The sequence below is a fragment of the Allomuricauda sp. ANG21 genome, from assembly GCF_040705235.1.
Taxonomy (GTDB): Bacteria; Bacteroidota; Bacteroidia; order Flavobacteriales; family Flavobacteriaceae; genus Flagellimonas; species Flagellimonas marina.
In genome coordinates, this window is the sequence record NZ_JBFCVT010000011.1 from 65,720 (window position 1) to 79,131 (window position 13,412).

The 13,412-nt window shown below is 42.1% G+C and carries 9 protein-coding genes; 6 read left to right on the forward strand and 3 right to left on the reverse strand.

Annotated elements, in window-relative coordinates:
• Nucleotides 1-3: 3 nt before the first annotated feature.
• From AB1A65_RS09305 to nirB, 3 genes are read right to left on the reverse strand one after another with little or no spacing between them, the layout of a single operon-like run.
• Nucleotides 4-597 (reverse strand): DUF4202 domain-containing protein, encoded by a 594-nt coding sequence (locus tag AB1A65_RS09305; protein ID WP_366588174.1) that lies wholly within the window; start codon nt 595-597, stop codon nt 4-6.
• Between the two features lie 20 nt (nt 598-617).
• The gene (gene nirD, locus AB1A65_RS09310) at nt 618-995 is read right to left on the reverse strand and encodes a nitrite reductase small subunit NirD (RefSeq protein WP_366588176.1); all 378 of its coding nucleotides are present in this window, start codon (nt 993-995) and stop codon (nt 618-620) included.
• 10 nt (nt 996-1,005) lie between these two features.
• On the reverse strand, nt 1,006-3,525 hold the full coding sequence (gene nirB / locus AB1A65_RS09315; protein WP_366588179.1) for a nitrite reductase large subunit NirB: 2,520 nt from the start codon (nt 3,523-3,525) through the stop codon (nt 1,006-1,008).
• A gap of 137 nt (nt 3,526-3,662) precedes the next feature.
• Here nirB and cobA point away from each other — a divergent pair, with 137 nt between their 5' ends.
• From cobA to AB1A65_RS09345, 6 genes are all read left to right on the forward strand, one after another.
• The gene (gene cobA, locus AB1A65_RS09320; RefSeq protein ID WP_366588182.1) at nt 3,663-4,424 is read left to right on the forward strand and encodes a uroporphyrinogen-III C-methyltransferase; all 762 of its coding nucleotides are present in this window, start codon (nt 3,663-3,665) and stop codon (nt 4,422-4,424) included.
• A gap of 191 nt (nt 4,425-4,615) precedes the next feature.
• Nucleotides 4,616-6,019, forward strand: coding sequence for an MFS transporter (locus AB1A65_RS09325; RefSeq protein WP_366588185.1), 1,404 nt, complete (start codon nt 4,616-4,618; stop codon nt 6,017-6,019).
• A gap of 42 nt (nt 6,020-6,061) precedes the next feature.
• The gene (locus AB1A65_RS09330) at nt 6,062-7,354 is read left to right on the forward strand and encodes an alginate export family protein (RefSeq protein WP_366588188.1); all 1,293 of its coding nucleotides are present in this window, start codon (nt 6,062-6,064) and stop codon (nt 7,352-7,354) included.
• 104 nt (nt 7,355-7,458) lie between these two features.
• Nucleotides 7,459-8,145, forward strand: coding sequence for a response regulator transcription factor (locus tag AB1A65_RS09335; protein ID WP_366588191.1), 687 nt, complete (start codon nt 7,459-7,461; stop codon nt 8,143-8,145).
• A 131-nt stretch (nt 8,146-8,276) separates the two neighbouring features.
• Nucleotides 8,277-11,810, forward strand: coding sequence for a molybdopterin-dependent oxidoreductase (locus AB1A65_RS09340; protein WP_366588194.1), 3,534 nt, complete (start codon nt 8,277-8,279; stop codon nt 11,808-11,810).
• A gap of 4 nt (nt 11,811-11,814) precedes the next feature.
• On the forward strand, nt 11,815-13,251 hold the full coding sequence (locus tag AB1A65_RS09345; RefSeq protein WP_366588196.1) for a rubredoxin: 1,437 nt from the start codon (nt 11,815-11,817) through the stop codon (nt 13,249-13,251).
• Nucleotides 13,252-13,412 lie beyond the last annotated feature (161 nt).

The following is a 13,412-nucleotide window of genomic DNA, read 5'->3' on the forward strand; positions in this document are numbered from 1 at the left end:
TGTTTAGTGATCGGATAGTGCTTTAGATACCAATGCCAGACCTTTTTTGGAAAATGATAGTTTTAGTGCCGCATCGTGTCCTTTGGGTGACATTTTTTTCCAAGTTTTTTGCAAAATGGATATGATTTTGTCATCATCATGTTTGATTAAGAAAGGCTCGTAGTAATACTTTAAAAAAACAAGACAAATAACATCTTCCAAGGTTTGGGTCTCCTCGTCCTTCTTTAATTGCTTTTTGAGCAATAGAAAATTTACCCTCTCAATCGTCTCTTCATCATACCCTACTTTTTTTAAAATGGCACTGGCCTTATCAGCATGAAATTTTTTTAGCTCCTGTCTCCATTTTAAATATCCCACACGGTTCATTTCATACGAATCCCGCGGAATTTCCCAACGGCAAATATGTTGACAACGGGCAGTTAACTGTAATGCCTCGGAAGCATTGGGTTCAAACTGGTTCAGTATATCCGTCATGCGTTGCGCATATAAAAGTTCTTTTGCATATTCCTTGCCTTCAACAACTTCTTTATTGGGGTCTTCTGCATTTGCTGCATCAAACAATTTAAATGCTTCCAGAAGCTTTTTGGATTCGTCCATGACTCTTGATTTCTCTAAAGCTATTCAGAAAAACCAATATACACAAAGCCATTTTCCACTTTAACCGGAAAAGTGGCTATGGAAGGTAAATCACCGTTGATGTTTTCGCCAGTTTCCAAAGAGAATGTTTTTTTGTGCATGGGACAGGCTATTTTGGCAATTCCATCGGCGTCTCCGGTCATTCCTCTGCTTAGTACCATTTCCATTTTATGGGGGCAGAGGTTTTGGCAGGCATACCATTTTTGTTTCCGTTTAAAATTGTAGACCGCAATTTGTTTGTTTTGATATTTAACACAGGCTCCACCATTTTCAGGAATGTCCTTTTCATGGCACGCCTTGAACCAAATGGCCACGTTTTCCAACGAGACTGACTTATATGTTTGCAATATTGTTTCCATATTCTTTTTTTTAGGGGGTCCAAGGTTCTGGCATTTTTTGTTCTCTCATTGGGACAAAAACTAAATTGTCATCCCTGTCCTCAGTATTTACATAATGCTTGAACCTTTTTTTGATTTCTTCATTTTCCACAGCCTGTTTCCACTCACATTCATATTTGTCCACAAGGCCCTGCATTTCTGTTTCCAGTTCTTGGGCAATGTTGAGGCTGTCCTCAACAACAATCTTTTTTAATTGATCTATACCGCCTTCCAATTTATCCAACCAGGCAGCGGTTCGCATTAGCGGCGCTGCAGTGCGGATGTAGTACATTAGAAATCGGTCTAAATACGCAATGACAGTTTTGTTGTCAATTTTCTCAGCTAACAACTGGGCATGCTTTGGTGTGGCCCCTCCATTACCACAGACATATAGGTTCCATCCACCTTCTACGGCAATGACGCCAAAATCCTTGCCCCGTGCCTCGGCACATTCACGTATGCATCCAGACACGCCTCCTTTTAGTTTGTGTGGAGACCGAAGTCCTTTATAACGGTCTTCCAGTTCAATGGCAAAGCTTACACTCTCATCCATTCCATAGCGGCACCATGTGGAACCCACACAACTTTTTACGGTACGCAATGCTTTACCGTAGGCATGTCCACTTTCAAAACCAGCGCTGATTAATTTTTTCCAAATGGCAGGAAGGTCGTTGAGTTCGGCCCCAAAAAGGTCGATACGCTGCCCTCCCGTGATTTTAGTATAGAGATTGTACTCTTTGGCCACTTCTCCGATAACTATTAATTTTTCGGGTGTTATCTCTCCACCAGGAATTCTTGGGACCACGGAGTACGTTCCATTTCTTTGGATATTGGCCAAAAACCGGTCGTTGGAATCTTGAATAACATCTTCTTTGTTGGCCGTATCGTTGTATATGGTCGCAAAAATGGAAGCCAAAGCAGGTTTACACACTTCGCAACCGTCTCCTTTTCCACATTTGTCCAAGGCTTCGTCATAAGTTTGGATGTTTTTGACCTTTACAATACCATATAGTTCTTGTCTAGTGTACTCAAAATGCTCGCAGATAATATCCTTTACTTCTTTTCCCATTGATTTTAAGGTCTCATTGACCAATTCCACAACCATGGGTTTGCATCCTCCGCAGCCTGTAGTGGATTTTGTAAGACCGACCACATCCTTTAGGGAGTTGCATTTACCATCTAAAAGAGAACTGCAAATATCCCCTTTGGATACACTTTCACACGAGCAGATTTGGGCGGTATCAGGTAAATCTATAGCACTTCCAAAAGCAGATCCACCTTCTCCGCGGGAACCCACAATCAATTCCTCTGCATTTTCAGGGAGTGACATGTTGTTGAGGTACATTTGATGTAGAATGTTGTAATCAGCAGCATCGCCAACAAGGATTCCTCCAAGCAGAGTTTTGCCATCATGGCTTACATTTATTCTTTTGTAGAGAAATTTGGTCTTGTTCTCAAAAATGATGGAAAGTCCTTTGCTTGCGGGCATGTATGGCGTCCCAAAACTGGCCACGTCAACCCCCATGAGCTTTAATTTGGTAGACATATCAATTTCTTCTGACATGACCACCTCCTCAACTCCCAAAATTTGATTTACGGCCACATTGGCCATTTCATACCCTGGTGCAACGAGACCATAAATCATTTGGTTGTATAGGGCCACCTCCCCAATAGCATAGATATTGGGCACGGAGGTTTGCATTTTATGGTTTACAACAATTCCGCCACGGGTACCCATTTCCAATCCGCAGGTCTGTGCAAGCTCATCCCGTGGGCGAATCCCAGCCGAAATGATGAGCATGTCCACATCAAGTTGGTCATCCTCCCCAAAATCCATTCCCTCAATAACTTGGTCACCAAGAATTTGGTTGGTCACTTTTCCTAAATGCACATGCATCCCCATGGACTCCAATTTTAATTGAAGTACATTACTGCTACGGGCATCCAATTGACGGGGCATTAATTTTGGGGCAAATTCCACTACGTGGGCTTCCAATCCCATGTCCAAAACAGCTTTCCCTGCTTCAAGCCCCAATAGACCTCCACCGAGAATGGCAGCACGACCATTGGGCTTTATAGCTTTTATTTGGGCAGCATATGAAAGCATATCTTCTAAGTCCTCAATGGTTCGGTAAACAAAGACGCCTTCTTTTTCAACTCCTTTTATAGGGGGGACAAAAGGTGCTGAGCCCGTGGCGAGCACTAAATGGTCATAGGAATAGGATTTGCCCGAAATAGTCCGTACTTGTTTAGATTCAGTTAGGATGTCAGTTATTCGCTCCCCAGTAATCAGGTCAATATTGTTCTTTTGGTACCATGAAGATGGAGCAAGCTCCAAGGCCTTGGCATCTTGATTTTCAAAATATTCGCTGAGATGGACTCTATCATAAGCTGGTCTTGGCTCCTCTCCGAAGACCAAAAGATTGAATGCTGCACTGGCGGGGTGCGCTCTGAATTTCTCACAGAACTTGTATCCAACCATTCCGTTTCCAACTACGATTACAGTTTTCATATGCGATAGATTTGAAATATGAACCAAAACTAAGTATAATTACTTAATTAACTACTGATTTTTTGAAAATAATTACGTATTCTTGTTGAGAAATTGATAAAATGTGCTTTGAAAAACCGTAATAATAACATGTAATTATGAGAGCAAGAGTAAGTTTGGTAGGGGTAGGCCCTGGTAGTATAGACCTTATAACCGTAAGAGGTTTGAGGGTGTTGCAGTCTGCTGACGCAGTTTTGTATGATGCTTTAGTGAGTGAAGAGCTGATTCAGCAAGTGTCTGCGAACATACCTAAAATATACGTAGGCAAACGCTGCGGTAAACACAGCTACTCGCAAGAAGAAATTAATACGTTAATAGTGAAAAGTGCTTTTGTCTATGGGCACGTGGTGCGGTTAAAGGGTGGCGATCCTTTCGTTTTTGGGCGAGCTTCGGAAGAAGTGGAGTATGCCGAATCTTTCGGTTTGCCTGTTGATATTGTACCGGGGATTACTAGTGCCATCTCCGTGCCGGCAAGTCAGGGTATACCGGTGACTAAACGTGGAGTAAGTAGTAGTTTCTGGGTGCTCACCGCTACCACTAAATGCCATAATCTATCCAAAGATTTTGAGTTTGCAATGCAATCATCCGCAACTATACTAATATTGATGGGAGTACGTAAAATAAGGGCTATAGCTAAGTTGGCGGCGCAATACAGAGGAGAATCATCACCGATAGCTGTCATTCAAAATGGAACGTTGGCCAATGAAACTTGTTTCGTAGGAACTTTAAAGGAGGTTAATGAAATTTCTGCACAACTAGATATTTCGCAACCAGGTATAATAGTAATAGGAGATGTCGTAGCCGACCATCCTGCATTCTATGAAGAAGCTATACAAAGGGTTGTGAATATGGATTTCTGATAAGGGCATAATAAGTTAGGCTTACCGACTTTTATCTGATTCTCAATAAAAGCATGTTCATTTTAAGCATGCTTTATTTTTTATATGAGCGTCATGGGATTTTATTAAAAATACGTATTTCACTTTATTAAATACGTATAAATACTTAAAAATACGTAGTTTTGACGCTGTAACCTAAAAACATACGTAACATGAAAGCCACAACACTCAACCTTTTAGATGTAAAAAGTGTCCCGATCAGAACTTTCTGGATTACCTCAATTGCTTTTTTTACTTGCTTTTTTGCTTGGTTTGGAATTGTACCATTTATGCCTGATGTAGTAAAGGACTTAGGTCTTACACCGGCCCAAAAATGGAATTCTATCATCTTGGCGGTAACGGGTACTGTCTTTGCGAGATTACTCATTGGAAAACTATGCGATAAGTATGGCCCAAGACTTTGCTATACTTGGTTGCTTATTATTGGTGCAATTCCCGTTATACTCATTGGTTTTGTTCAGACGCCTTTACAGTTTTTGATTTGTAGGTTGTTTATCGGTTTTATTGGAGCTTCTTTTGTAATCACCCAATTTCACACCTCTATCATGTTTGCGCCGAATATTGTGGGTACTGCGAACGCCACATCTGCAGGATGGGGAAATCTGGGTGGTGGAGCTAATAGGCTTGGGATGCCTTTGATAGCTGCGGCTGTTGTTAGTTTTGGAGTGGCCGAGGAGATTGCTTGGCGCTATTCCATGGTTATCGCAGGGGTCATTTGTTTTTCAATGGGGCTCGTATACTACTTTTTTACCACGGATACTCCAAAAGGTAACTTTTCGGAGTTGAGGAAAACAGGAAACATGCCAGTTTTGAAAAAGGATAAAGTGTCATTTGCCAGTACACTCAAAGATTATAGAGTTTGGATACTATTTATAGTGTATGCTGCCTGCTTTGGCATGGAACTCACTGTTTATGGTACTATGGATGATTACCTTCAGAACACATTTGGGCTGGAGCGGAGCACTGCTGGAAACATTGTACTTTCATTCGCATTGATGAACATTTTCGCGAGAACCTTGGGTGGATTTTTTGGTGACCGTTTTGGCAGATTAAAGGGTCTTAGAGGTAGGGTCATTTTTTTGACTGCCATTTTGATGGCCGAAGGACTCATGCTGTCCATATTTTCACTGACCACGAGTTTGGCCGTAGGAATTTTATTCTTGGTCGCTTTTAGCCTTACGGTACAAATGGCGGAAGGGGCCACCTTTTCTGTTGTTCCTTTTATCAATAAAAAGGCGATTGGTTCAATTTCTGGTATTGTAGGTGCTGGAGGCAATGTTGGGGCCTTTTTGGCCGCCTTGCTTTTAAAGTCCAAATCAGCGGTAGCCGAAAGTGCTGCTCTCAAGGCCAACGCTTCGCTTGGTGAGGAGGCTATGAAATCGGCACAAGCCATAGCTGCTTCTGAAGCTGTTTCGGGCGGTTACTTTATAATCGGAATTTTTGTGGTGGTTACCGCACTTTCATCCTTGGCCATCAAATTTTCTACGGCAGATGAGGAAGAGGTGTTGCAGGAAATGAAAGGGGAGCTTAAACTTTCTTCCGTGAACGCAGATTAGGCAAAACAAGACATTCAATCACACTCTTTTTAAACATTAAATATGGATTCTATAAAAAAGAATACACTGGTATTGCTATGTCTACTGGCAGCTAAAGTTGCTTTCACGCAGCTTACCATTGATGGTCAGTTTAGGCCAAGAACCGAATACAGGAATGGCTTTGGCAGTTTAATTTCGGATACTGCTGAACCCGGTCTGGCAACTTCAACTAGGGCCCGTTTAAACGTGGATTACAAATCAGACTTGTATCAATTCTATCTTAGCCTTCAAGATGTTATGGTCTGGGGAGAGAACAGGCAAATTCTTCCAGATGATCAAAATGACTCTTTTGCAGTGTTTGAAGCATGGGCGGAACTTCAACTGGGTTCAGGTTGGTCTACCAAATTGGGAAGACAGGTCCTTTCCTACGATGACCAGCGCATTCTTGGAGGACTGGATTGGGCGCAACAGGGAAGAAATCATGATGCTGCAATGATCAAATATTCCAAAGACAATTTTATGCTTGATGTTGCCTTTGCCTATAATCAAGATTTTGACAATCCCAATGGGTTTCAATCTGAGGGCAATGCCTATAACACCACGGGATTTTTCAGTTACAAGACTATGCAAATGCTATATCTAAAACAGAAATGGGAAAGTTGGACCGCTAGCTTGGTGTTGTTGAACAATGGATTCCAAAACTTTGATGATGAAACCAATCAAGATGGATTAAGCAATTTGCAAACCTTTGGGACACATTTGACTTATAAAAAAGGAAGCTTTGGATTGGCGGCAAATGCATTCCTTCAGACTGGGGAGCGCCAAGGAGAACTGGATGTGAAAGGTGCTTATTTATTAGGGCTGGATGTTAGCTATAAAGCTTCCAGCGCAATTGGATTGGGTGCCGGACTGGAAATTATAAGCGGAAATGATGGACAAACAGCAGCTGAAACCAATGCCTTTTTTCCTTTGTACGGAACCAACCACAAATTTAATGGCTTTATGGATTATTTCTATGTGGGCAACCATGCCAATTCCATTGGATTGTTCGATATCCATGCCAGCGCCAATGTAAAATTAGGTGAGAAGTCGAGCTTGTTGGCAAGGGTTTTGAATTTTAAAGGAGAACAAGATTTGCCCAGTGGAGAAAATGCTTTGGGAACTGAGATCGATTTGGTCTTTTCCCAGGGCTTTAATGGATATGCCCTAAAAGTCGGATATTCACACCTATTCCCAGCGGACGGTATGTATGAACTCAAGGGTGTTGCTGAGGCCGATGCGTCAAGCACCCAAAATTGGGCGTGGGTCATGCTTACGATCAAACCTAAACTTTTTACCACAGCCAAAACAGATTAGCAAAATTTAAGTTTTTGAGTTTACTTTTTAAAGGACATCCCATTTTAAATTGGGTGTCCTTTATTTCATTTAAGGTATTTCAATAATTCGATTATTTTTGTGCTATGCACGATTCGGGATTGAACAAAACCATATCAATTGTCTTGGCCGATGACCATTCACTCGTCCGGGACGGTATCCGGGCATTGCTGGAGGAAGAGCCAGACCTGGATGTAATCGGTGAAGTGGCCAATGGATTGGAAGCCATTAAAATGGTGGGTGAAAAAGCTCCCGATATTTTGATTATTGACATCAGAATGCCGGAACTTGGTGGCATAGAAACCGTTGAGCGCTTGAATGCCGCTTCTGATTTAAAAACAAAGTGCATCATACTTTCCATGCATGACTCCGAAGAATATATCCTTAAATCTGTACAGGCGGGGGCTAGTGGTTATCTGTTAAAAGATACCGGTAAAACCGAATTTGTAAAGGCCATACATATGGTTCATGAAGGCGGTAAGTACTTTAGTGGGGATATTTCCAATGTATTGGTGAACAACTTATTCGGTTCACCAAAGAATCAAGAAAACCATTCACATAAAGAGAGGCAAAACAATCCATTTGATCTTACCAATAAAGAGCTTCAAGTATTGGAATTGGTTTTGGCAGGATTCACCAACAAGGAAATCTCGGAGAAACTACAGAACAGCAAACGCACCATTGAAACCCATCGCTTTAATCTTATGAAGAAGATGAAAGTGAAGAATCTCATTGATCTTTCCAAAACTGCAGCTAAATATAATCTGGTCTAGATTACATATTTATAACTTTTTGGGCCAATTATTACAAATCCTTCGATTTTAACCAACACTTTTGCCAATTTAGCACTACGTATTAGTACGTAATTTTCTAACTTCACCCCTACAAGAAATGTGCTATTTCAATGCAGAAAAAGGATACATACAATACCATTTGTTCCTATTGTGGGGTTGGTTGTGGCATTACAGTATCAAAGGATACAAAGGGCATATTGTCTGTTGAAGGAGATGAAGACTATCCGGTAAACAAGGGCATGCTTTGCACCAAAGGAAAAACCTTGAATTATGTTGCCCAAGACACCACAGACCGTATTTTATATCCAGAAATGCGATGGAGCCGGAACCACCCAAAGCAGCGGGTCACTTGGGATACAGCCCTAAAACGCGCCGCTGCAGTTTTTAAAAGTATTATGGACCGCCATGGTCCGGACAGTGTCGGTCTTTATGTTTCTGGTCAGTGTCTTACGGAAGAATATTACTTGGCAAACAAGCTTACCAAAGGCTTTTTGGGAACAAATAATATCGATACCAACTCCCGTTTATGCATGAGTTCCGCCGTGGTTGGGTACAAAAAGACAGTAGGTAATGACGCAGTTCCCATTTCGTATGCGGACATTGAACTGGCAGACTGTTTTTTAATAGCAGGGGCCAATCCGGCATGGTGCCATCCCATATTGTTTCGAAGAATTGAAAAGCACAAGGAGGAGAATCCCAAGGTGAAATTGATTGTTGTGGATCCCCGGAAGACCCAAACGTGTGCCTTGGCCGACCTTCATCTGCAGATTTTGCCCGGAACCGATGTGATTCTCTTTAATGCCATGGCGAGATGGTTGATTGAAAAGAAGAAAATAGATAAATCCTTCATACAAAAACATACCTCCAATTTTGAAGCCTGTAAGCAGAAGGCCTTTGAACTCAGCATTCGTCAAGCAGCTGAAAAGTGTGGCATCACCGCAGATGAAATTCGCAAAGCGGCCAAAATGATAGCCGATGCAAAAGGATTCATCAGCATGTGGACCATGGGACTTAATCAAAGTGTGATAGGGGTGGACAAGAATGTTTCCCTGTTGAACCTATCCTTGTTGACTGGACATATTGGAAAACCAGGTTCTGGTCCTTTTTCGTTAACGGGTCAACCCAATGCCATGGGAGGACGGGAAGTAGGGGGAATGGCCAGTCTATTGGCTGCCCACAGGGATTTGGGAAATCCTGCACATAGGAAGGAAGTTCAGGAGTTTTGGGGTGGAAAAGAAATACATGGCGACCCAGGTTATACGGCAACTGAAATGTTTGAGGCATTGGAATCTGGAAAAATGAAGGCCATTTGGATTATTTGTACCAATCCTATTGTGAGCATGCCAAATGCCAAGAAAATTGAACAAGCGCTACAAAAAGCCAGCTTTGTTGTAGTTCAGGATATTTCCCATAACTCCGAGACTACCAAATATGCAGATTTGTTGTTGCCAGCTGCCGGATGGTTGGAAAAGGAGGGCACCATGACCAATTCCGAACGTCGCATTAGTTATTTGCCCAAAGTGATCGACCCACCGGGAGAAGCTTTGCCCGATGCTGAAATCCTGTGGCGATTTGCCCAAGAAATGGGATATGGAGGGTTTGATTACGAAAACGCAGCTGAGGTCTATGACGAATATTGCCTAATGACCAAGGGCACCAACATTGATATTTCGGGACTGTCCCACAACCGACTCAAAAAGGAGGGAAGTTTTCAGTGGCCCGTACCATCTGTAGAACATAAGGGAACACCACGTCTTTTTCAAGATTACAACTATTTTACGGCGAACGGGAAGGCCCATTTTAATGCGCCTAGAAACCTATACAACAAATCAGAAGAAACCACCCCGGATTATCCTTTGGTCTTGAATACGGGAAGGGTGCGTGATCAATGGCATACCCGCACAAAGACTGGAAAGGTGAAGCGTTTGCTGACCCATATTCCAGCCCCTTTTCTTGAAATGAACAAAGTAGATGCCTATTTGCGCAACCTTAGGGATGGTGATATTGCCGTGGTAAAGAGTCGGCGTGGGAGTGTTCGGGTAAAGGTGAAAGTTAATTATGACATTCGGGAGCGGGTCGTTTTTTTGCCTATGCATTGGGGTAAAGTCTTAAATGATGATTTCAGTCGAGCCAATAACCTTACCAATGACATTGTGGATCCCATTTCAAAGGAACCCGATTTTAAATATTGTGCGGTCCAAGTTGAAAAGTACAAAAAAGCAAAGCAAAAGATAGTCATTGTTGGTGCGGGAGCGGCCGCATATCGTTTTATTCAGACCTATCGCGAGAAGAATAGGGAAGATGAGCTCCATGTGTTTTCAAAGGAAGAGCATCCGTTCTACAATCGTGTTTTGTTGCCAGAATATGTTAATGAAGAGTTGTCTTGGGAATCCCTACAAAAATTGAAACAGGGTGAATTGGAAAAGCTTAGGGTCAATCTGTATCCCAAAAATGGTATTCAAAAAATCTATGCTCAAGAAAAGAAGGTTGTAGATGACCTTGGGTACGTGCATTCCTATGATTTATTGATTATGGCAACGGGAAGCCGTGCTTTTGTACCAAATGAAGTTCGAATGGATTTGCCGGGAAGGTTCACCATGCGGGAGCGTGGGGACGCGGACCGTTTAAAACAGTACTTATTGGATACGGGACTCCCGGCCAATCAACAGCACGTGGTCATTGTTGGTGGTGGTTTGCTTGGACTTGAACTGGCAGCCGCACTAAAGAAAATAAACATTAACATCAGTATTGTTCAGAGGGCCCCTAGGCTAATGGAGCGCCAGTTGGACCCAATTTCAAGCAGATTGTTGGCAGAAGATGTTTCCGAAAGAGGCATACAATTGTTTTTTGATAATGAGGTAAGTACCGTGTTTGAGGACAAAGAATCCCAGTTTACGCTTTCGGTCAACCTTAAAACGGGCCGAAACTTGAGGTGCAACGCCATTGTCTACGCCATTGGCACCAGACCCAACATCACCTTAGCACAAGATGCCGGTCTCGACACAAGGAGAGGGGTTTTGGTCAATCCCTATTTAAAAACGAGTGACCCATCCATTTTTGCATTGGGCGAAATAGCCGAATTTAAAAATGCTCTGTATGGCATCACTTCGGCGGCGGAACAACAGGCCGATGTGGCTGCTAATTACATTTTGGGCGATTTAAGTAGTATTTATCAAGGTTCCGTACTGATGAATATCTTGAAGTTTGAAAATTTGGATTTGTGCAGTATAGGCATGGTCAACGTACCAAAGAATGACCCAACCTATGAAGAAATTCTGTTAATGGACGTTAGTAAACGGTTCTATAAGAAGTGCATTGTGAAGGATGACACCCTCAAAGGCGCCATTTTAATGGGGGATAAAAATGAGTTTGCCGAATTCAAACGGCTTATTGAAGAAGAAATAGAACTTTCCGAGAAACGGAACGAGCTACTGCGAGGAGCATCCAATACTGAACCCATGAAGGGTAATCTGGTTTGTTCCTGCAGTCAAGTAGGTGACGGAAACATAAAGGATGCCATTGCTGGAGGGTGCACGGATTTTGCCCAACTGTGTTCCCAAACAGGAGCTGGTCTGGGGTGCGGAAGTTGCAAACCAGAGGTACAGGCATTATTAAAGGGGGAGTTAAAAACAGTAATGGCATAGATTGATGAATGATGACTTAAATAGGATACTGATCAAGGGTGGAATTACTTCCCCGGGAGAACTCAAGGACATTATTACCATGCTTGAGGCTGCTGGACTGTCAGAGGTGTACTTCGGGTCACGCCAGGACTTACTCTTCCCACTGGAGAATTTGAGAAAGGACCAGCTTGAGAATATTTCAAAATATAGCACAGATGTTATTTCGGACAGGACCTTTCAAAATATTGTATGCTCCTACGTTTCTGTGGATATTTTTGATACCACCCACTGGCTCAAGGGATCTACATACCTCTACCTTTTGGAACAGTTTGATTTTTTGCCCAAGCTTAAAATTAATATTACCGACCCCAAACAGCGGTTGGTGCCCATATTTAATGGCAATCTCAATTTTGTGGCCTCAGAACAGGAGGATTATTGGTATTTGAATGTTCGTTTGCCACATTGGAAAACAAGTGCCTACTATCCGGTTTTGGTTTATAGCTGGGATATTGTTCACTTATGCAGGGCTATTGAAGAAGTGTTCCACACCATGGATAACATCGACCAATTGTTTGCTATTTTAAACCAAGGCCTCAACACAAACAATAAGGCCATGGATAAAAAACTGGCAGTTCCTTTTCTGACATTTCCATATTATGAAGGTATGAACAAGATGGGGATTGATCAATATTGGTTGGGGCTATATTGGAGAAATAATAGGTATAACCTGGATTTTCTAAAGGCAATGTGTGGATTTTGTCTGGATAACAGTATTGGAAAGATTTGCATTACCCCGTGGAAATCATTTATCATAAAAGGAATTCCCAAGGAGAGCCGCCCAGAATTGGAACGGTTTCTAGGGCAAAGAGGTATCAATGTTAGACATTCGCAGTTGGAGATGAACTGGCATTTACCCGTTGATGACCAAGAAGCGTTGGAACTTAAAAAGTATTTGGTCAATAATTTTGATCAAAACGACATCAGCACCTATGGCCTCACCTTTGGTATTAGTAATGATGTAGGCAAGCAATCGCATTTTTCTTCCATTGTAATTGAAAGAAATCCCATATCCACCTTAGTGGCGGAATATGATGCCAAACCAACCTACAATGTTTGTCATTTTAAGGACTTTGACCCCAACACTGCGCAATATTTGGTCTATGCCCAAGATGTGGACAAAAAAGAGTTGCCCAACCTCCTAATTGAACTAAGCAAACATTACTTTTTGCAATTGGGCCAACAATCAGAAAAGAAAGGCAAAAAACTGGAAGAGGTGAAACCCAAATCCCATATGGTGCACCAATGCCGCAATTGCTTAACGATATATGATGAAGCTATGGGAGAGCCCCAGTCCAACATTGATAAGAATACAAAGTTTGAGGATTTGCCAGAAGAATACACCTGTTTGGTCTGTGGGGCAGAGAAGGGAACTTTTGAGTTGGTTGAATTAGCAATGGTCTAAGATGGTCAACAAATAAAGTCGCAGTGTAAATGAATACTTTTTGGTCCTGCCCACTTCCTGAAAATCTAAATCTAAGTCAAAAAGATTAATAAGGGCTAATAAATTCCCGCGTACGATTACTCCGTTTTTTTAGTGTTATAAATCCTCGATTGTTTTTCTTT